19 protein-coding genes are annotated in these 20,849 nt (G+C 55.7%); 5 read left to right on the top strand and 14 right to left on the bottom strand.

The annotated features are described in order from the left end of the window. Window positions 1–2: 2 nt before the first annotated feature. Window positions 3–1,085 (top strand): glycerophosphodiester phosphodiesterase, encoded by a 1,083-nt coding sequence (gene glpQ, locus ACT3RT_RS20475; RefSeq protein WP_496200944.1) that lies wholly within the window; start codon window positions 3–5, stop codon window positions 1,083–1,085. A gap of 67 nt (window positions 1,086–1,152) precedes the next feature. On the opposite strand, the gene yigL is transcribed toward glpQ, so the two are convergent. Next, window positions 1,153–1,962: a sugar/pyridoxal phosphate phosphatase YigL gene (gene yigL, locus ACT3RT_RS20470; protein ID WP_496203641.1), complete on the bottom strand. Its 810-nt coding sequence runs from the start codon at window positions 1,960–1,962 to the stop codon at window positions 1,153–1,155. A gap of 51 nt (window positions 1,963–2,013) precedes the next feature. After that, the gene (pldB, locus tag ACT3RT_RS20465) at window positions 2,014–3,003 is read right to left on the bottom strand and encodes a lysophospholipase L2 (RefSeq protein ID WP_353504388.1); all 990 of its coding nucleotides are present in this window, start codon (window positions 3,001–3,003) and stop codon (window positions 2,014–2,016) included. 105 nt (window positions 3,004–3,108) lie between these two features. Here pldB and rhtB point away from each other — a divergent pair, with 105 nt between their 5' ends. Next, window positions 3,109–3,729, top strand: a complete 621-nt coding sequence (gene rhtB, locus ACT3RT_RS20460; protein WP_034794819.1) for a homoserine/homoserine lactone efflux protein — start codon at window positions 3,109–3,111, stop codon at window positions 3,727–3,729. 63 nt (window positions 3,730–3,792) lie between these two features. Here the strand turns inward: rhtB and rhtC are convergent, their stop codons facing one another. The 3 genes from rhtC to pldA all read right to left on the bottom strand — a co-directional run bounded on the left by rhtC (window position 3,793) and on the right by pldA (window position 7,297). Next, the gene (rhtC, locus tag ACT3RT_RS20455) at window positions 3,793–4,422 is read right to left on the bottom strand and encodes a threonine export protein RhtC (protein WP_496203640.1); all 630 of its coding nucleotides are present in this window, start codon (window positions 4,420–4,422) and stop codon (window positions 3,793–3,795) included. A gap of 40 nt (window positions 4,423–4,462) precedes the next feature. Then, window positions 4,463–6,295 carry an ATP-dependent DNA helicase RecQ gene (recQ, locus tag ACT3RT_RS20450; protein ID WP_353504387.1) on the bottom strand — a complete coding sequence of 611 codons (1,833 nt, stop codon included), beginning with the start codon at window positions 6,293–6,295 and terminating at the stop codon, window positions 4,463–4,465. A 123-nt stretch (window positions 6,296–6,418) separates the two neighbouring features. Continuing rightward, window positions 6,419–7,297, bottom strand: coding sequence for a phospholipase A (pldA, locus tag ACT3RT_RS20445; protein ID WP_034794811.1), 879 nt, complete (start codon window positions 7,295–7,297; stop codon window positions 6,419–6,421). Window positions 7,298–7,545: 248 nt separating this feature from the next. Here pldA and ACT3RT_RS20440 point away from each other — a divergent pair, with 248 nt between their 5' ends. Further along, window positions 7,546–8,025 (top strand): thioesterase family protein, encoded by a 480-nt coding sequence (locus tag ACT3RT_RS20440; protein ID WP_486033842.1) that lies wholly within the window; start codon window positions 7,546–7,548, stop codon window positions 8,023–8,025. A gap of 81 nt (window positions 8,026–8,106) precedes the next feature. After that, window positions 8,107–8,994, top strand: a complete 888-nt coding sequence (gene rarD, locus ACT3RT_RS20435) for an EamA family transporter RarD (protein ID WP_496200946.1) — start codon at window positions 8,107–8,109, stop codon at window positions 8,992–8,994. On the opposite strand, the gene ACT3RT_RS20430 is transcribed toward rarD, so the two are convergent. Continuing rightward, window positions 8,983–10,044 (bottom strand): AbrB family transcriptional regulator, encoded by a 1,062-nt coding sequence (locus ACT3RT_RS20430; RefSeq protein WP_485903946.1) that lies wholly within the window; start codon window positions 10,042–10,044, stop codon window positions 8,983–8,985. The genes rarD and ACT3RT_RS20430 overlap by 12 nt on opposite strands. Window positions 10,045–10,186: 142 nt before the next feature. Beyond that, window positions 10,187–11,143, bottom strand: a complete 957-nt coding sequence (corA, locus tag ACT3RT_RS20425) for a magnesium/cobalt transporter CorA (protein ID WP_034794805.1) — start codon at window positions 11,141–11,143, stop codon at window positions 10,187–10,189. Between the two features lie 429 nt (window positions 11,144–11,572). On the opposite strand from corA, the gene ACT3RT_RS20420 reads away from it, so the two are divergent. After that, window positions 11,573–12,049, top strand: a complete 477-nt coding sequence (locus ACT3RT_RS20420; RefSeq protein WP_353504385.1) for a WbuC family cupin fold metalloprotein — start codon at window positions 11,573–11,575, stop codon at window positions 12,047–12,049. 122 nt (window positions 12,050–12,171) lie between these two features. Here the strand turns inward: ACT3RT_RS20420 and uvrD are convergent, their stop codons facing one another. From uvrD to ACT3RT_RS20385, 7 genes are all read right to left on the bottom strand, one after another. Then, window positions 12,172–14,337 (bottom strand): DNA helicase II, encoded by a 2,166-nt coding sequence (uvrD, locus tag ACT3RT_RS20415; protein ID WP_496203639.1) that lies wholly within the window; start codon window positions 14,335–14,337, stop codon window positions 12,172–12,174. A gap of 78 nt (window positions 14,338–14,415) precedes the next feature. Continuing rightward, window positions 14,416–15,132, bottom strand: a complete 717-nt coding sequence (gene yigB / locus ACT3RT_RS20410) for a 5-amino-6-(5-phospho-D-ribitylamino)uracil phosphatase YigB (RefSeq protein ID WP_496200947.1) — start codon at window positions 15,130–15,132, stop codon at window positions 14,416–14,418. Beyond that, complete coding sequence (xerC, locus tag ACT3RT_RS20405; protein ID WP_353504382.1) at window positions 15,132–16,046, bottom strand: tyrosine recombinase XerC; 915 nt, start codon at window positions 16,044–16,046, stop codon at window positions 15,132–15,134. The genes yigB and xerC overlap by 1 nt, the downstream gene beginning before the upstream one ends. Then, complete coding sequence (locus ACT3RT_RS20400) at window positions 16,043–16,747, bottom strand: DUF484 domain-containing protein (protein WP_353504381.1); 705 nt, start codon at window positions 16,745–16,747, stop codon at window positions 16,043–16,045. Before ACT3RT_RS20400 ends, xerC begins: the two co-directional genes overlap by 4 nt. After that, window positions 16,744–17,568 carry a diaminopimelate epimerase gene (dapF, locus tag ACT3RT_RS20395; RefSeq protein WP_185688847.1) on the bottom strand — a complete coding sequence of 275 codons (825 nt, stop codon included), beginning with the start codon at window positions 17,566–17,568 and terminating at the stop codon, window positions 16,744–16,746. Before dapF ends, ACT3RT_RS20400 begins: the two co-directional genes overlap by 4 nt. 102 nt (window positions 17,569–17,670) lie before the next feature. Beyond that, a complete protein-coding gene (gene lptM / locus ACT3RT_RS20390; RefSeq protein ID WP_353504380.1) occupies window positions 17,671–17,874 on the bottom strand; it encodes an LPS translocon maturation chaperone LptM in 204 nt (67 codons plus the stop codon). 136 nt (window positions 17,875–18,010) lie between these two features. Beyond that, complete coding sequence (locus tag ACT3RT_RS20385; protein WP_353504379.1) at window positions 18,011–20,569, bottom strand: class I adenylate cyclase; 2,559 nt, start codon at window positions 20,567–20,569, stop codon at window positions 18,011–18,013. Between the last annotated feature and the right edge of the window lie 280 nt (window positions 20,570–20,849).

Raw genomic sequence — 20,849 nt, 5'->3', positions numbered from 1 at the left:
GGATGAACCGTTTAAGTAAGATAGTAAAAGGCACCCTGTTGGCGAGTTTGATTGCCACGTCTTGTTACGCCAGCGCAGCAGAGCCGATTGTTATCGCGCACCGCGGCGCCAGCGGCTATCTGCCGGAACATACCCTGCCAGCGAAAGCCATGGCTTACGCGCAGGGCGCTAACTTCCTTGAGCAGGACTTGGTAATGACCAAAGACGACCAGCTGGTCGTCTTACATGACCACTATTTGGATCGCGTCACTGATGTCGCCCAGCGCTTTCCGAACCGGGCGCGCAAAGATGGCCGCTACTACGCCATCGACTTCACGCTGGCGGAAATCAAATCGCTGAAATTCACCGAAGGCTTTGATATTAAAGACGGTAAGCAGGTGCAAACCTATCCGGGCCGTTTCCCGATGGGCAAGTCTGATTTCCGCGTCCACACCTTCCAGGAAGAGATTGAATTCGTTCAGGGTCTGAACCATTCAACCGGCAAAAACGTCGGGATTTACACCGAGATCAAAGCGCCGTGGTTCCACCGTCAGGAAGGCAAGGACATCTCCGCCAAGGTGCTGGAAGTGCTCAAACAGTACGGCTACACCAGCAAAAGCAGCAATGTCTATCTGCAATGCTTCGACCCGAACGAGCTGAAACGCATTAAGAATGAGCTTGAGCCGAAAATGGGGATGGACCTGAAGCTGGTTCAGCTGATTGCCTACACCAAGTGGGATGAGACGCAGGAGCAGAAAGACGGCAAGTGGGTGAACTACAACTACGATTGGATGTTCAAGCCGGGCGCCATGAAGAAGATTGCCGAGTACGCCGACGGTATCGGGCCTGACTACCACATGCTGGTGGAAACCGACTCCACGCCGGACAACGTGAAGCTGACGCCAATGACGGCGGAAGCGCACGCCAGCAACATGGTGGTGCATCCGTTTACCGTTCGCGCCGACGACCTGCCGAAGTACGCCAAAAACGTCGACTCGCTGTATAAGATCCTTTATCAGCAAGCCCATGTAGACGGCCTGTTCACTGACTTCCCGGACAAAGCGGTGAGTTATTTAGAACACCAGCAGACTCAGCCACAGCAGTAAAACGCCATTAAAAAGCGGGCAAGGTTTTCACCCTGCCCGCTTTTTTTTTGCTTTCGTAGAGCCGAATTTACGCTGGTTCGGACAGATACATTTTGCGCAGATAGTGCGGCACGGCGTCATCGGCGTTGGAGCCAATGATTTCAGCATCCGGCATCGCCGCTTTCAGACGCGGCAGCGAACCACTCATCAGGCAACCTTTGCCGGACATGGTTAGCATTTCCAAGTCATTCAAGCCATCGCCAAAAGCGATACAGTCTTGCAGCGAATACCCCATCAGCTTGGACACCTGCTCCAGCGCGTGGCCCTTAGAGACGCCCCCCGCCATCACTTCCAGACAGGTCGGCAGCGAGAAGCTGACGTTAACGCGGTCGCCCCAGCGAGCATTAATCGCCTCTTCCAACGGCAATAATTCTTCGTGACTGTCGCAGGTGAAATAGACTTTGCAGATGCCGTCAGTTTCCAGCAGGCCAGGCTGATAGAGCTTGTATTTGAAGACCGACTCGCGGAAGAACTGGTCCTGATCGTCGCGATCGTGATTCATAAACCACTCGTCGTTGCGATACACGTTGGTCAGGATATTTGGATTGTCATGAACGATGCCGAACAGGTCCCCGGCGATGTCATCATCCAGATTGTGCGAGAAGATCAGCTCGCCTTCGGTGTTATGCACCCGCGCACCGTTGGAGGTGATCATGTAGGCGCTGATCTCAAGGTTGTCGCGAATTTGCGCCACGTCGATATGGTGACGGCCAGTGGCAAAAACGAAGTGCACGCCGCGCTGGGTCAACATCTTCAGCGTCTCTTTGGCATACGGGCTTAGAGTGTGGTCGGGTGACAGCAGTGTGCCATCTAAATCGGAAGCAACAACATGATACATAACGGTAAATTCTAACCTCAGATGGAGTTGTGCACGGCAGTCCGCCGCGAGTTAATGCCGCGCATAAAAGCGCATAATGGCATCGAGCGCCTTTGCCCGCAGGTCGTCCCGTTCAAACAGGATCTCGTGGCGCGCGCCTTCAATGACCAAGGGTCCATCCCCTTCACAGGGGTGCCCCGCCACGGCCATTGCCTGACAAAAAGCAAGATGCGACCGGTTATCCACAACCCGGTCTTCGCTTGCCTGTAATAATAGCAGGGGCGTGGTGATATTTTCGGCTTGTTGCAGAATATGCATCCCCGCCTCGATACCTTCCTTCACCCAGTGATAAGTTGGCCCGCCCACCTGTAGCTCGGGGTAGTCGGCGTAAAAACGCAGATTACGGCGATAACGTTCCCGGCTGTGGGTTAAGCGATTCACCACAAACGGTAGCGGCCGCCAGTGGCCGGTGCCCATCGCATAGCCGTCACGGCGCAGCGGTCGGCGCTCGGCCCAGTGGAGGATGCGGCGCGATATCCAGCCCGGAATGGGCAGATAAATCCCGGTCATCGGCGCACAGAGCGCGGCGGCGTCAAAGGTTTGCGGATACTTGGCGAGGAACAGCGCGGCAATCGCGCCCCCCATCGAATGGGCCAAAATGTACTTTTTACTGTAGTGGCGCGGAGCAATTTCACGCTGGTAAAGCTGGTGAAAATCTTCAATATAATCATCGAAATGCTGCACGTGCCCGCGATGCCGGTCATCCAGCATTCGCCCGGAGCGCCCCTGCCCACGGTGATCGACAATAATCACATCGAAGCCGCACTGGAACAGGTCATAGGCCAGCTCGGGGTACTTTACGTAACTTTCAATACGGCCGGGTGACACCAAAATGATGTTGTCATTACCGATGGCGCTAAAGCGAACATAGCGGATAGGTACGTCGTCCACGCCGGCAAATTCACCTTCTTGGCGCTCGCGCCAGAAATCAAGCAACGGACCCGTAGCAAAGGCAGAAAATTCCTTCTCTCGCGTTAACCACTTTGCAAAATTCGATGCCATGAAATGGTTCCAGAACCCCGTTACAGGAAGGTGAATTAAGTTAATTGTCCGTTTTTAGACAATAGCGTATTGTGCCATACAATGGTCTGTTCAGGGAGTCGCTCGATGACGTTGCACTGGTGGTTAACCTATCTTCTTACCACAATCATTCTCAGTCTTTCCCCCGGCGCGGGTGCGATAAACACCATGAGCACCGGTATTAGTCACGGCTATCGTGGGTCGGTGTTCTCGATTGCCGGCCAGCAAATCGGCTTGGCCTGCCATATTGTGGTGGTTGGCGTCGGCTTGGGCACGCTGGTTTCGCAGTCGGTCATGGCATTTGAAGTGCTGAAGTGGTTCGGCGCGGCTTATCTGATCTGGCTGGGTATCGGCCAATGGCGAGCGGCGGGCGCGGTAGACCTCAATGCCATGGCGAAAACGCTGTCGCCGAATCGGCTATTCAAACGGGCTGTATTTGTGAATCTGACCAACCCGAAAAGCATCGTGTTTCTTGCCGCACTCTTCCCACAGTTCATCCTGCCAGAAGCGCCACAGGCGGGTCAGTACATGGTGCTGGGCGTGACAACCATTGTGGTGGATATCATCGTCATGAGCGGCTACGCCATGCTCGCTACCCATATCTCGGGCTGGATTAAGTCCGCCAAACAGATGAAATTGCTTAACCGTATCTTCGGTTCGCTGTTTATCTTAGTCGCGGTGTTGTTGGCAAGCGCCAGAAAAGCCTAGTTAGCACAACACGTTAGGCAAAATGCGCGCAGTCAGTTGGCTGCGCGCAGGCAAGATGAAGTCTTAACGAGAAATAATCAGGTGGATGCCGAAACCGGTGAACAGCACGCCCGCCACGCCATCAATCCACTTCGCTAAACGCTGATAACCACGGCGCATCACAGGCATTGCAAACACCATCGCCACCACGGAGAACCACGCAAAGGTCTCGGCGATGATCAGGATAAACAGCCCCCAGCGCTCGCCACTTCCCACGTCATCACCCACAAACAGCGAGAACACGCTGCCGAAGTAAATCACGGCTTTCGGGTTAGACAGATTGGTCAGGAAACCGCGCATAAAGGTGCGGCCACGCGCGGGAAGCTGCACCGGCTTTTCTACCTCGGCTTCCACGCCAGCCTGCTTCTTGGCGCGGGCAGATTTCAGCAACTGCCACCCCATCCAGCACAGGTAAATGCCGCCGCCGATGGTGATGACGTCATGCAGCCACGCCATTTTCTGCAAAATCAAATGCAGGCCCATCAAGGCAACACCGGCCCACACCACGATGCCGAGTGAAATCCCCACCACGCCCATCATCGCCTCTTTACGAGAACGGCTGGCGGCAGTTTGGGAAACGAAAAAAAAGTCAGGGCCTGGGCTCATTAACGCAATCAGATGCACCATCGCCACGGTCAAAAACAGAATTAACATAGCTCGTACTCAGTGTGGAAAAATAAAGAAAGAGCCCCGATCACTCGTCGCCATTATCAATGTGATCGCGAATCATCGCCATAAATGGTCTGCCAAACTTCTCGAGCTTGCGCTGGCCGACGCCGGTGATATCCAGCAGGTCGCTTGGGCTGACCGGTAACTGCTCGGCCATCTCCAGCAGGGTGGTGTCATTGAAGACCACGTAAGGCGGCACGTTATTTTCATCGGCCAGGGTTTTACGCAGCTTGCGCAATTTGGCGAAAAGCTTGCGGTCGTAATTTCCGCCATAGGTTTTCTGGCTGTTGCTGCTTTTGATTTTCAGCGTCTGAATTCGCGGCACCGCCAGTTGCAGAGCCACTTCACCACGCAGCACCGGGCGCGCAGCCTCAGTGAGTTGCAAAGCAGAGTGCATGGCGATGTTCTGCATGATCATGCCGAGATGAATCAGTTGGCGCACCACGCTGGTCCAGTGCTCGTTGCTCTGTTCTTTGCCGATGCCGTAAACCGTCAGCTTGTCGTGCCCATACTCGCGAATTCGTTGGTTATTTGCGCCGCGCAGCACTTCAACCACATAGCCCAAGCCAAAGCGTTGGCCGACGCGCGCCACTACTGAGAGCGCCTTTTGCGCGTCCAGCAAGCCGTCATAGCGTTTTGGCGGATCAAGGCAGACATCGCAGTTGCCGCAGGCGTTCTGCTTGCCTTCGCCAAAGTAGTTGAGCAGCACCAGGCGCCGACAGGTCTGAGCTTCGGCAAAGGCATTCATCGCATTGAGCTTGTGGCGCTCGACGTCCTGCTGCGGCCCGGCTGGCTTTTCATCCAGACAGCGACGCAGCCAGGCCATGTCGGCCGGGTCATACAGTAAAACGGCTTCTGCGGGCAGGCCATCACGCCCAGCGCGGCCGGTTTCTTGGTAATAGGATTCGATATTGCGCGGAATGTCGAAATGGACCACGAAACGCACGTTGGGTTTGTTAATCCCCATGCCGAACGCCACGGTCGCCACCACGATTTGCAAGTCATCGCGCTGGAAGGCTTCCTGCACATTGCCACGGGTTTCATTGTCCAAACCGGCGTGATAGGCCCCGACGCTCAAGCCACGGCTTTGCAGACGTGCGGCGGTGTCTTCGACTTTCGCCCGGCTGTTGCAGTAGATAATGCCACTTTTGCCGCGCTGGTCTTGCACGAAGCGCAGCAGCTGGTCCAGCGGCTTGAACTTCTCCACCAAGGTATAGCGAATGTTAGGGCGGTCGAAGCTGCTAACTTGAATCAGCGGGTCGTTGAGCTCCAGCAGGCGAGCGATGTCGCTGCGGGTGGCTTCGTCGGCGGTGGCGGTCAGCGCAATCACCGGCAGCTGCGGATAACGCAGCTTAAGCTGGCCCAGCGCGCGGTATTCCGGGCGGAAGTCGTGACCCCATTGGGAGATACAGTGCGCTTCGTCCACGGCGAGCATCGCCGGATTCCACTGCTGTAGCTGCTCCATAAAGTCGCCCATCATCAGGCGCTCAGGGGCGATATAGAGCATTTTGATGCGGCCAGTGCGGCAGCCGGCCATCACGTCCATCTGCTGTTCGCGAGTTTGCGTCGAGTTGAGGCAACCGGCTTCAACCCCGGCGGCCATCAGTTGGTCGACCTGATCCTTCATCAGCGAGATGAGGGGAGAGACCACCAGCGTCAGGCCGTCCATCACCAGCGCGGGAATTTGATAGCACAGTGACTTACCGCCACCCGTGGGCATCACCACCAGACAGTCTCGTCCGGAGATAGCCGCATTGATGATGGTCTGCTGACCCGGTCGGAATTGCTGATAACCGAAGGTATCGCGTAATACCTGCTGTGCCAGCTCTTCTTTGTTTATCACTGCCGCCGTAGACACTCAATTCCCCAACTGTTCAAACCGCCCGGCGCCTAAAGAGACACCGAGAATGTACACTTATCATTACCCTAAATCCTGCGAGTCGCCTTAGGGCAACCTGTAGCTTGAAGTATGACGGGTAAATTACATAATGTCGTTCAGCATAATACCAACACCGACGCGAGTCTGCTTGTAGTTGTAATCAATCAATGACTCGCCGTAGCCGCTGAAGACTTTGGTATAGAAGCGCATGTGCTTGGTGATCGGGTAGCTTACGCCCACGTCAGCGCCGCCGTAGCCGGTGTTCCAGTTGTAACGACTCTCAACGCTAATGACGCTCTCGCCCAGCGCGTAGCCCACTTTCAGACGGTAGTAACCCATGTATTTGGTGATGTCCGGGTTGTCATCGTTTTTGTCGCTTTCGGGAATGCGATACCAAGGCTTAAGATCTAACTGCCAGTTACCATTTTGTGCCATCCAGCGTGCATACACGCGGTTCCAGCTGCGCGAGGTCGGGTCTGAGCGGCCATTGGAGTCATGATTTACACCATACTCGGCTTCGCGCAGGGTCCAGCCCATAAACTGATAATCTGTCGCCCAGGCGATAAAAATTTGCGGCTCATAGTTGGTTTCACGGAAAGGGGAAGATTCCGCACGGTTAGAAAGCTGCCAGAACGATTTTTGCGTATAAGACGCACCGAGCAGGGAGTTATCACCGGCAATGCCGCGCCAAATCGGGAAACCGAGGCTAAGTTGGAACTCAACTTCATCATGGCGAGCATTGTCTGCCCAGTCATAAGACTTAATGGCGTCTTTATTGATGCTGCTGGTGTCGGTGTAAACTAAATAGTTGGTGTCGTAAGGATAAAGCGTAAAAGGGTTGTCATGCTCTTGCAGTAAGTTGGCGATAACGCTGCCACGAACGCTAGGTTTATCGTGCACTTCCTGAATTGTCGCTTCTGCCGCATAGCCCAACGCAGGCATTACCATCAAGGTTGCCCCAACAGCCCAATTTTTACGCATTATGTCTCCACTCAAAAGTAGGTGCCGGTAAACGGCTTTGATTTTATAGAGTTATCTCTTGCCTGCCCGCTGGCGGCTTCCTATCCTGGCCCCAGAAGGCGAAGCTATTCTACACAAAAACTTACAATGGCTGAGGATTGATTAGATTTAGCACTTACCGTATGGAAATCAATGATACCAAGGCCTAAAATCTACAATCTATTAACATTCAAACCGGTATTCACCGCGACACCCTTCAGGAAATTGTCATGTCCGCATCTCTTAGCCACGAGGCTGCTCGCCAGCTCATTGGCGAAATTTTCGTTTACGATATGCCGTTTAACCGCGAGCTGGGCCTTGAACTCAAACATCTTGACGGGGACAGCGCCGAGCTGACCTTCACCCATCAGACGCGGCTGGTCGGCAACGCCGCGCAGAAGATCCTCCACGGGGGCGTGATTGCCGCCGTGCTGGACGTGGCCGCCGGGCTAGTGTGCGTGACCAGCTCCCTGATTCGCCGCGATAAGCCAGACCACCCGCTGTTGGAAGACGAAATGCGCCAGCGCCTGTCCAAAATGGGCACCATTGATCTGCGCGTCGACTACCTGCGTCCGGGGCGTGGCGAGGTGTTTACCGCCAGTGCCAAGCTTATTCGCGCGGGCAATAAAGTCTCGGTCGCACGCGTGGATTTGCACAGCGACAGCGGCGTTCACATCGCCACCGCCAACGCCACCTATCTGGTTGGCTAAATCACAGCCTGAACATATCCTAAACTCGCGGCGGCAAGATTCAGTTAGACTTGTCGCCTCACTTTCGTTTCGAGCATGAACATGGACGCACAGCGCACTCGACAGGGCATTATTTTCGCCTTCGTCGCTTATTTCATCTGGGGGATCGCCCCGGTCTACTTCAAGTTAATCCATCAAGTTCCGCCGCCGGAGATCCTGACTCACCGGGTTATCTGGTCGTTCTTCTTTATGCTGGCCCTGCTCTCTCTGAGCCGCAGCTGGGGCGACGTCCGCCGCGTGGCGAAAAAGCCCAAAACCCTGATGCTCCTGCTGGCGACTGCGCTATTAATCGGCAGTAACTGGCTGATTTATATCTGGGCCATCAATAACAATCACCTGCTGGAAGCGAGTCTCGGCTATTTTATCAACCCATTGGTGAATGTGGTGCTCGGCATGCTGTTTTTGCGAGAGCGATTCCGAAGAATGCAGTGGGTGGCGGTGCTGCTGGCCCTGATTGGGGTGCTGATTCAGGTGTGGGTGTTTGGCTCGGTGCCGGTGATTGGTCTGGCGCTGTCGATGACCTTCGCCTTCTACGGCCTGCTGCGCAAGAAGATGGGGGTGGACGCGCAAACCGGCATGTTGATTGAAACGCTTTGGCTGCTGCCGGTGGCGGCTATTTACCTGTTCCTGCTGGCGGACAGCGCCACCAGCCACCTGACGGCCAACGCGTGGTCGCTGAACCTGATGCTTATCTCGGCGGGCATCATTACCACTATCCCGCTGCTGTTCTTCACCGCGGCCACCACGCGCCTGAAGCTCTCCACGCTGGGCTTCTTCCAATACCTTGCTCCGACCTTGATGTTCCTGCTGGCGATTTTCTACGGCGAGCAGGTCACGGCGTCCATGATGATCACCTTCGGCTTTATCTGGGCCGGGCTGGCATGCTTCATCGCCGACGCCCTCTACACCCAGCGTCGGTTAAGGCGCTGAGGAAGCAGGCTTGGCGCTGCGCGAGATAAACCTCGCCATCGCCGGGCCAGTGACAATGATGGTCAGCAGGCGCAAGGTCTGCATGGCCATCACGAAGCCCAAATTAACGTTACTCCCCGCCGCGATAATCGCCACGGTGTCCAGCCCGCCGGGGCTGGTTGCCAGATAGGCCGTCAGCATATCCACGTGCAGCACTTTGGTCAGCAGCCACGCCATCGCGCCACAGAGCACCATCAAGCCAATGATTGAAGCAATCATCTGCGGCAGCGTGCGTAACGCCAGTTTGAAAATCGGACGGGTGAAGCGCAAACCGACGCTCCAGCCAATCAGCGTGTAGGCAATCGCCAGTAGCCATTCAGGCACTTGCAGCGTCATGGTGCCGGTTGAGTGCAACACCGCGCCGACGAAGGCTGGCAGCAGCAGCGCGCCGGAGGGAATGCGCAAGCGCGGCCCCAGCCAGACGCCCGCCAGCGCCAGCAGCAGCGTTACGCCAAAGCGCCAGTCAATCGGCGGAAACCAGACCACTGCGGCGGCGGCCGAGGCGCTGTCTCCGAGGCTCATGCGCGCCACAAAGGCGGCGGCCGTGGCGACAAACAGCACGCGCAGATATTGCATGAAAGCCACTAAACGCACGTCTGCGCCGAAATCTCCCGCCATGGCAACCATCGCGCTGGCCCCGCCCGGCGATGAGCCCCAGGCCCCCGTCGGCCCCGGCAAATTACTGAATTTCACCAGCAGCCAGCCCGACAGCCCACTGGCCATCAGCGTGGCGATCAGCACCAGCAGCACCATCGGCCAGTCATTGAGCAAGGGAGGAATAATCGAGGGAGAGAGGCTTTGGGCGATCATACAGCCCAGAATGCCCTGTGCGATTTTGAAGAAGATCGGCGCAATTCGCACCGTGGCTCCCAGCAAACCCATCAGAACGCCGATAATCATCGGGCCGAGCAGCAAGGCGGCAGGCACGTGGAAAGCCTGAAAAATAAAGCCGAGGATCAGCGAGGAGATCACCAGCAGCGTCCACTGGCCCCAGGGAGCAATCTTTTCCATCAACATGGTTTGAATCTACATCGGCATAAGCGGAGGCATAGTTTTAGCATAAAAACTATTAACAGAATTAGAACATCTGCGGGAAAAAGGGGATTTTCGCGGGAGGCAAACCGCCAGCCCCGAGAGGCTGGCTGATAAAAACTTACAGCCAGTTTTTACGTTTGAAGTACAGGTAAGGCGCGAGTCCGGCCAGAATCATCAAGCTGATAGCGCCCGGATAGCCGAAGCTCCACTTCAATTCCGGCATGAACTCGAAGTTCATCCCGTAGCTTGATGCCACCAGCGTTGGCGGCAGGAACACCACCGAGACCACCGAGAAGATTTTTATGATGCGGTTCTGCTCGATATTGATAAAGCCCATCGCCGCCTGCATCAAGAAGTTGACCTTCTGGAACAGGGATTCGTTATGCGGCAGCAGGGATTCGATATCGCGCAATACTTCGCGCGCCTGCTCCAGCTGACCTGCTGGCAGACGAGCCTTGCGCACCAGGAAGTTTAGCGCACGCTGGGTATCCATCAGACAGAGGCGAACTTTCCAGCCCACGTCTTCCAGCTCCGCCAAGGTAGAGAGCGCGGCGTCATATTCGTCGCCCTGATGCCCTTCCATGATAACCCGGCTAAGTTTTTCTAGATCGCTGTAGATGTTTTCGATTTCATCCGCCAGCTGTTCGATTTTGGTTTCGAACAGGTCCAGCAGCAGCTCATAGGCGTTGCCGTCGCCAAGCTTTTGATTTCTGGCGCGCATGCGGTACAGGCGAAACGCGGGCAGTTCACGCTCGCGCAGGGTGTAGAGACGCCCTTCGCGAATAGTAAACGCCACGGTGCTGTTGCCCGCGTGGTCTTCGGCATCTTCGAAATAGAAAAAGGAGTGAATATGCAGGCCGTCTTCATCTTCGAAGAAACGGGCCGATGCTTCGATATCGTCCAGCTCTGGACGGGTCGCCAGGCTTTGGCCTAGCTCACATTGAACGCGCTCACGCTCTTGCTCATCGGGTTCAATCAGGTCAACCCATAACGACGTTTTCAGGTCGTCCGGCTCGCCTTCTTCCAGTTCCAAACGGGATAAGCGGCTGTTTTCTAACTTAAAAGCACTCAGCATGTGTCCGTTCTCCCTAAGGTGACAGGTGTGGACAACGCATTGAAGCACAGAAAAATACGGGGGTTGAAAGTCACCAGTACGTTTCAGACCAAATTCAGATCCGACTCACAGCGACAGACGGGGGTCGCCGACAACCACTAAGGCTATCAGCATTGAGGATAGCCTTAGAAGTGGTACCTTAAGAACAGGTTATCGAGCCAGTATCTACTGGGTGTGTCCAAGGCGCAGTTCCTCATTGATATTAGTGCGCGCATGTTACGCCGAGAAGAAAAACAGTGTCAACAAAGAACAAAACGAATTTTGCAACATTTAGGCATAATTTTCTCAGCGCCCTAACGCCCCTCACAGGCTTATGTGATGCCCGCTTTTTGGCTACACTCGGGCAATTCTTTTTCGTGCTTCACCGCCACTCGCGGTACAGGAATTCCGATGATTAAACAGATTAGCCAAGACACCCTGTGTGACTTAATCACCAAGGCGACCAACTCCCCGCGCCTGCGTCAGAACCTTAACATTCATCCTGCACCGGAAGACGAGGTTCAGCGTCTGGCCATCGCCATGGAGCCGGGCACTTACGTACGCATCCATCGCCACCCGCACACCTGGGAGCTGCTGACCCCGCTGCGTGGCCGTTTCTTGGTGCTGACCTATGACGAATCAGGCAAAGTCGCCGACCGCCTGTGGCTCGGCGGTGAGACTCGCCTGCTGGAGATCCCCGCCAATACGTGGCATAGCGTTCTGTCGCTGGATGAAGGCGGCGTGATTTTTGAAGTGAAGCACGGCGCCTATCAGCCGGTCACCGAAGAAGATTACCTGCCGGGCTCTGCGCCAGAGGGCGACGAGCGCGTCAAAGCGACACTGGAATGGTATGCGAATGCCGAAATTGGGGATGTGTTTGCTGTCTAGTCTGCCACAGAGTAAGCGTTAACGACGCAGCAAGGTTGAGTTCGGCCAGCGCGTAGACACCGGAATGGACACAGAGGCCATGAGGATGTCGAACACTGCCCGAACTCAAGATTGCCGGTAAGTTAGCTTACTGCCTCTAACCTTGCGTAGGCCGCAACCAGCCACTTGATCCCTTCGCCGGGGAACGCGACCTGCAAGCGGCTGTGCTCGCCGCTGCCTTCCATGTTAACGATAGTGCCTTCGCCGAATTTCGGGTGCATTACGCGCTGGCCGAGTTTAAAGCCGGTATCGCTGGTGCTGACCGGCGTTCCCATGCGTTTATGGCTGACCGGGCGCGACACGCTGGCGCGCAGGCGGACTTCCTCGACGCAGTTTTCTGGCAGTTCGCCCACAAAGCGCGAAGGCCGGTGGAACACCTCTTTGCCGTACAGACGGCGCGTTTCAGCGTAAGTCAGCGTCAGCTTTTGCATGGCGCGGGTTACGCCGACATAGGCCAGACGGCGCTCTTCTTCCAGACGGCCGCCCTCGTCGAGCGACATCTGGCTTGGGAACATGCCCTCTTCCATGCCGACGATAAACACCTGCGGGAACTCCAGACCTTTTGCCGAGTGCAGCGTCATCAGCTGCGTGGCGTCCTGATTGGCATCGGCCTGCCCCTCACCGGCTTCCAGTGCGGCGTGGGAGAGGAATGCCTGCAGCGGCATCAGGTCCTGATCTTCATCCTGATAGCTGAACTGGCGCGTCGCCGTCACCAGTTCCTCAAGGTTTTCAATTCGCGCCTGGCCTTTCTCGCCCTTCTCCTGCTCATACATCATGAACAGGCCGGAATCTTTAATCACGCGGTCCGTCTGCACGTGCAGCGGCATATCGGCAGTTTCATGGGCCAGTGCGTCAACCAGTTCGCAGAAACGTTGTAATGACGCCGCGGGGCGGCCCGCCAGCACTTTCTCTTGCAGCAGCACGCGGGTGGATTGCCACATGGTCAGCTGTCGGTCACGGGCAGTCTGGCGCACCACGTCCAGCGTGCGATCGCCAATGCCGCGCGTCGGCGTGTTGACCACGCGCTCGAAGGCGGCGTCGTCATTGCGGTTGGCCATCAGGCGCAGATAGGCTAAGGCGTCTTTGATTTCCTGACGCTCGAAGAATCGTTGCCCGCCGTAGATGCGATAAGGCATCGCCATTTGCAGTAAAGCTTCTTCCAGCACGCGCGACTGGGCGTTGCTGCGATAGAGGATAGCGCAATCTTTCAGCGCGCCGCCGTTGTCCTGCCACGTCTTGATACGGTTGACCACGAAACGCGCTTCATCCAGCTCGTTAAAGGCGCAGTAGAGGGAAATCGGCTCACCCTCTGGGTCTTCGGTCCACAGATTTTTACCCATTCGCCCGCTGTTGTTGGCAATCAGGGTGTTGGCCGCGGTCAGAATGTTGCTGGTGGAGCGATAGTTCTGCTCAAGGCGAATGGTGTGCGCGTTAGGGAAATCTTTCAGGAAACGCTGAATGTTTTCGACCTGAGCGCCGCGCCAGCCGTAGATTGACTGGTCATCATCGCCAACGATCATCACATTATTGTTATTGCCTGCCAGCAGGCGGATCCAGGCATATTGAATGCCGTTGGTGTCCTGAAACTCGTCCACCATCAGGTTGGTAAAGCGTTCGCGGTAGTGCTGAAGAATGTGCGGCTTGTTGAGCCACAGCTCGTGGGCGCGCAGCAGCAGCTCGGCGAAGTCCACCAGCCCGGCGCGGTCACAGGCCTCTTGATAAGCCTGATAGATGCGCAGCCAAGTGGCTTCCACCGGATTGTTGTACGTCTCGACGTGCTGCGGGCGCAAACCTTCGTCTTTTTTGGCGTTGATGTACCACATCGCCTGACGCGGCGGCCACTGTTTGTCGTCAATATTCAATGCTTTAACGATGCGTTTCAACAGGCGCAGCTGGTCATCGCTGTCGAGGATTTGGAAGTCCTGCGGCAGATTGGCGTCCAGATGGTGGGCGCGCAGCAGGCGATGCGCCAGACCGTGGAAGGTGCCGATCCACATGCCGCCCTGACTGGTGCCAATCAGCTGATCGATACGATGACGCATCTCCGCCGCGGCTTTGTTGGTAAAAGTCACCGCCATGATGGAATACGGCGAGCAGTTCTCTACCGACAAAAGCCAGGCAATGCGGTGTACCAGCACGCGGGTCTTGCCGCTGCCCGCTCCCGCCAGCACCAACAGATTGCTGCGCGGCGCGGCCACGGCTTCACGTTGTTTTTCATTTAAGCTGTCGAGCAGGTCAGAAACGTCCATAGGCACCGTAGGTCTGGATGAGAAAAGCATCCACGGGGGACGCTTTTCTACTGTGAATTTATACAGAGAATGAGGGGATTATAGCAATGCTGTCAGCGATGCCAACTGCGAAATCTCAATGTGGGGTAGCAGGCGGGCATCTTTGACCTGCATCAGGTTGCCTTCGCGCAGGTTTATCCAGCAGGCCTGCATGCCGCAGCTTACTGAACCGGCGACATCGGTGGTCAGGTCATCGCCGACGTGCAGGAACTGCTCAAGGGGGATGCCGAGCTTCTCAGACGCCGTTTGGTACATGTCGACGTAAGGCTTGGCACGCCCGTCGGGGCCGCCGCGCAGGGTAAATTGGAAGTACTGCGATAGGCCACAGGCTTCCGGGTCGGCATTACCATTGGTGATCGCCACCAGCGGCCAGCGTTTGGCTAAGGCCGCCAGCGCATCGTGGTTTTCCTGCGGAACGGTGATTTGACTGCGCCAATGGGCGAAGTTTTCCATCGCCGCATAGGAGCCTTCGCTGGCCTCGTTTTCGTTTAAGCCAGAACGCTTCATGGCGTGAAATACCGCCTGACGCCGCCACTCGGTAACATCGTGATAAATCTCGCCGTCCTGCTCCAGCAGCTCGGCGCGCACTTCGCGGATAAACTCGCTTTGCAGATTCGCCAGCGCGGGGTGATAGCCCTGAATAAATTTCAATGTTTCGACATCGGTGCGACGGATAACCGGATAATTGTCATAAAGCGTATCGTCTAAATCGAAGCTGATCGCCTCAATCCGGTTAAGCGGACGGTAAAACTTCATCAGGTTTTTCCTCGTTTAGCGCGTGGATGTGCGGCATCGTACACCGACGCCAGATGTTGGAAGTCGAGATGGGTATAGATTTGGGTGGTCGATAAATTCGCGTGGCCCAGCAGCTCCTGCACGGCGCGCAGATCCCCACTCGACTCCAGAACGTGCGTCGCAAAGGAGTGGCGCAGCTTGTGCGGATGAATATGGCTATTCACTCCCTGCTTAACGCCCCACTCGGCAAATCGCTTTTGTACATTGCGCGCCGAGATACGCTTGCCCTGGCTCGACAGGAATAAGGCGTCATCTTCCGGCCCAAACAGGTCGCGCAGCTCCAGCCAGTGCTCAATCCACGTCACCGCCGTGCGGCCTATCGGCACTTTGCGCTCTTTGCTGCCTTTCCCCACCACCCACACTTCGCCCGAGGCCAAATCCAGATGGCGCGTATTGACGCCAACCATTTCAGACAGACGCAGCCCCGCGCCGTACATCACTTCCAGCATGGCGCGATCGCGCACCGACAGCGGGTCGTTGAGGTCGATATCCAGCAATTTATTTACTTCATCGACGTCGATATTTTTCGGCAGATGCTTAGGCGCGCGCGGCGTGGCAATGCCTTTCGCCGGGTTGGCAGGCAAAACGCCTTGAAACACTAACCAGTCGAGGAAGCTGCGCAGCGCCGACATGCGCAGAGCCAAACTGGCGGCGCCAAGCCCGGCGCGTTTGCTGCGAGCTAATAACATGCGGACTTTGGGGGCATCCAACTGCTGCCAGTTGGCGATATTAATTTCACTTGCCATAGCCACCAGCGTTTCGAGTTGGCGTCCGTAGCTGGTTGAGGTGAGCGGACTGAGCTGGCGCTCAACCCGCAGATAACGCAAAAAAGCCTCGACTGCGGTATTCAGCGGCGAGTCAGTTTGCTGGCTCATGCCCGTTCTATCCAGCGTTCCAGCAAGCCCGGCAGCATTCGCGCTAACTGGTTGAGCATCACTGTGCCCATCCCCGGCTGATAATGTTGCGGGTCGCGGCTGCTGAAAATTAGCATGCCTAGCTCGCCTTGTTCCCCCATCAGGGAGAGCGCCACGGAGCCGACGGCTTTGGCCTGCGGCAATACCAGCAGCAACTCGGGGCCATTCAGGCTGCCGAGGAAGTGGTGGGTATCGCCAAGGCGTTGAATACGCAGAGATTCAAAGGCGCTGCGGCTGAGCGCTAAATGGGTGAAGTCCGACGGCGCGCCAATGCGCCAGCTTTCGCTAAACAGACGCACATTGGCACCGGCGAGGCCCAGCCCGCGCGCCCAGCGTTGCAGGCGATTGAGCATATCTTGCAGACTGGTGGCCGCCGCGAGGGTGGCCTGCAGATCGATTAAGCGCCCGAACAGGGCTTCGTTTACCGAAGCCTGCTCCATCAATAAAGTGATCTCTTCTTCCAGTTGGCCGATGTGATGACGCTGACGCCCCAACTGCCATTCCACCAGGGAAACGCTGCCTTTAACCGGGTGCGGCACGTGCATCTGCTCGACGCTGCGCGCGTTACGGATAAAGAAATCGGGGTTTTGTAGCAAATACTGCATCACGCTTTCATCGTCTAGCTCGATGGCGGCGTCTAACTGGTCGTCAAGATTGTTCATAGATGAATAAATCCGTCGTATACGTGGGTGGCTGGCCCGGTCATATAAAGTGGATGACCCGGTCCTTTCCAGCGAATGTCGAGGCTGCCTCCCGGCAGTTCCACCTGAACTTCTTCAGCAAGTATGCCCTGCTGAATGCCGACGGCAACTGCCGCACAGGCGCCACTGCCGCAGGCCTGAGTTTCACCCGCGCCGCGCTCATAGACGCGCAGTTTGACCGAGTTTCGGTCAACCACCTGCATAAAGCCGACGTTCACGCGCTCAGGAAAACGCTCGTGGCTTTCCAGCAGCGGGCCTAGCAGCTCAACGCTTGCCGTGGTGACATCTTCGACCTGCAACACGCAGTGCGGGTTGCCCATCGAGACCACGCCGCAGAATACCGTATGTTCTTCAGCGCGAAGAATATAGGTCTTTTCCTGCTTAGGCGCGCGGAACGGCACCTGCTGAGGTTCAAAAATCGGCTCGCCCATATTCACTTGTACCAGTTCGTCCTCGGTGACGGTTAATACCATACGACCGGTTTGCGTACTGACGCGAATATCACGTTTATTGGTTAAGCCTTTGATACGAACAAAGCGGGCAAAGCAGCGCGCGCCGTTACCACACTGGGCAACTTCGCTGCCATCCGCATTGAAAATACGGTAATGGAAATCCAGTTCGGGATCGTAAGGTGGCTCAACCACCAGCAGTTGGTCAAAGCCAACACCGCGAAAACGATCGGACAGACGACGGATCAATTCTGGAGAGAAATAAACATTTTGAGTGACGGCATCGACGACCATAAAGTCGTTGCCCAGGCCGTGCATTTTGGAGAACTGCATATTTTACTCCGCTTACCGCTGGTCAAATCCAGTCGCAATGATCCCTTAATCTACTGTGTTTTCCGCTAAAAATCTTACCGGAAGCGCAATATGTTCACGCCGTTAGTCGCGCGTTCTAGTGCCGAGCTTTTCTGGTGAAACGCCATTTTCTTGTGATGAACCATCGCCCGGCGTGCCTTTGACCTGACCGTTTTTATTGGTCGTCGAGCCATCGGCTGGCGGGAAATAGAGTGGGCCTTTTAGACCACAACCTGAGAGCGAAAAGAGTAATGTCGCGGCCAAAGACCAGCGTAAAGCGTTTTTCATTTTATGAATGCCTGTAATTCATGCGACCAAGCTCTCTATAATCGCAGGTGGATCATGAAAAGCAATAGGAATGACGATTTCGGGCCGCAGGTTTTAGTCGTTTGCTGCGAAGAAAGCCTATCTCCAACGGGAGAGATTAATGCAGCTGGAAGCGTTGGGGCACTTTTGCCGATTCAGGCGCGTTGTCGCCCACGGTGGCGCAAAGATGAGACAGCGGGTTGTTGCGGAACGGGATCACCTGCGTGCGGTCATCAAGCGAAACAATCTGATAGAACTGCGGCAAGTTGAAATTGATAAAGCTCGAACCATAGGTAAAGCGGTCGTGGGAGGACGAGTAGAAGCGGCTCACGTCACGCACCAAATCCTCTTTACTGCCTTCACAGTGGTGGTAAACCTCAACGCGGTTGGCTTCATCCAGTATATAGATGTTGAAGCCCACCTCATCATTCCCCTCTTCAAAGAAGAACTGGATGATACCTTCGCTGGCATAGCCATCAATCACCGCCGGAAGGTGCGCCTGGTCGGTCTGCACTTTGACAGACAGGCCGTGCAGTTTGTTATTGGAAATCGCGCCGTAGAACTCAATGGCGTTTTCCAGCTTCTGCACCGACACGCTCAGGCGTTCGAAGAATAATCCCCAGGTCTGGCCGGAAACGCGCACGGCTTTGAAACGGCCCGGCTCGAGGCGTTTGCTCGACAGGCGCAGCTCGATGCACTCAGACACCAGTTGCTGAATACGGGTGCGAATCAAACCGCGCAGATGCTGGCTGTAGCAGAACACTTCCACCGATTCCGGCGGCGCGGCGTCCTGATGCATTTTGCCCAGAATGGTTTTCAGCGCTTCAAGCACCGCCTGCTCGCCGCTGAAATGCAGAGTACGCACTTCATTCCACGAGTTACGGTAAAGCAGGTCAATACTGCCCACCAGGCACTGCTGTTGCTGGCCGAAGCTGAAAACGTCCAGCTTGCGGAAGTCGAAATGCACCACCTGATTGCGGAAGGCCGCGGTCGGGTCATGCTCAAGGTTGACGATGATCGCCAGATGGCGGATTTCACACGGGCTATAGAGCGCTTTTGGCGTCGGAGCAGGCAAACGCAGCGGGAAGTGATGCGCCACGTCGGCCACCAGTTCACGTAACTTGGCGATATCGCACAAGTTGCCGCTCTTAATGTGCAGGCGCGTGGTCGGCGTCAGCAGGCCGTTGAAGTAGGCCCAGGCCACCAACTTGTTCAGATAACGGTTATATTCCAGCGGCTGATGGCTGACGATAGATTCCATCGACGGCGACTGGTTATACAGATACCAACCCGCGCGGTTCGCACGGCCAATTGGCACGTGGATGAAGGTCAGGTCGCTTTCTGATAAGTCAGGGGAGATCTGCGGGTTAACCAGCGTCACCTTGCCCGGCAGGGCTTCAAAAGCGGCGTACAACTTACGGGTCAGCACGCCGATATCCTGCGGGCTGGCGCTGACGCTTAAGTTGTTGCGGCGAGCGAAACGAATCAGGTTACGGTAGCTCTGCATCATGGCGTCGAGCAGTTCGTTATGTGCTTCGCGGACGCGCTCGATTTTCCAATTTGCGCGGTTATCCAAAATCGCCAGACGCTCTTCGCTCCAACCCCACTCGCTGACCAGTTGGGTCAGGATTTCGCGACGCCAGCCCACGGAAGCGCGGGAGCGCGACAGCTTTTCGCACACTTTTAAGTAGAAGCAGCGGCGGACTAAATCGAGGCGAGTAGTGTCTTCAATCTGGGTGAGGTAGCGGGTTACGCGGTCGAGCATCATGCAGTAGGAGTCGAGGCCGAAACAGACGATTTCGCCCTGATGCAGACGCTGTTTGATGTCCATCGCCAACAGCTGGGTATTCGGGTACTCCCACGAATAAGCTTCCAGCAGCAGGGTTTTCAGCACCGCCTTGTAAGGCGAATCGATACTTTTATAGAGCTGCCACAGGCTGGCACCGAAATACTCTTCGGCAGACAGCGTGCTCAGGCCGCCGAGATCCAGCCATTCGTTTGGCGTCAGCGCGCCCTGCGCGTATAGCGACAGGACGTACTCGTCGTAATGCCCCTCTTCCTCGCCCGGCACCATATTCCACAGAATACGTTTCCCAGCCAGACGCACGGCAGTACGATAGAATTCATCGAGCAGTAAAATGTGCTGGGTCGAACCACAGTCTTCGCCGCCAAGGCTGCCACTTTCATTGTGGCGGAAGCGGTTCTCGTCGATCAGGAAGAAGCTCAGTTCCACGCCCAGCGAAGCGGCCCATTTTTCCAATAGGCTGCATTTTTCCTGCAGGCGGTTGCGCTCTTCGTTGTCGAGCCAGGATTGGTGACACACCCAGATATCTAAGTCTGAGTTGTGACTTTGACCAATGGAGGAGGTGCTACCCATGGAGTAAACGCCGGTGATCGGCAGTTCGCCCTTGGCCATCTCATCAAGCGGGCTGCCCCATTTCTCTTGAAGATCAGCAAGATAGTCGTTTTGAGTATCATCAGGCGTGAAAATGCAGACGCCGTGAGGAACCTTACCCTCAAGGTATCCCGGCATCAAAGGATGATGGTGATGTAGTAAAACTGGCAGAAGACTGTAGACCTGTTGGAAAGCCGGCCCCATGGCCGCTAAGGCGCGATCTACGCGAAGTTGGTTGATCGCATCCAATCTCTGCTTCAATGTCTCGATATACAAGTACAAGACTTTTTCGCCTGATTTTCCAGTGTCTCGAAATAACCCCGTTCCAAAGCCGTCATTTGTCGAAAAGCAGAATTAGTTGACGGATAAATGCTGGAAACGTGATCAATTTAACACCTTGCCGATTGACCGTAAAGGAAGTAACGCACCACAATTATTCTTCTGCTACTATGCATTTTACTTCTTTAACACCTGCGTAACAATTCCCTTTTGTGCTGCTTTCTTTCCTTTATTACCTTTTAACAAAATCATGCAATTTACTGCCCGTTTGCAAATTATCGTC

The organism is Ewingella sp. AOP9-I1-14, from assembly GCF_052375995.1.
Lineage (GTDB): Bacteria > Pseudomonadota > Gammaproteobacteria > Enterobacterales > Enterobacteriaceae > Ewingella > Ewingella allii.
Note: the sequence above shows the minus strand (reverse complement) of the source record. Positions and strands in the feature narration are given on the sequence as shown.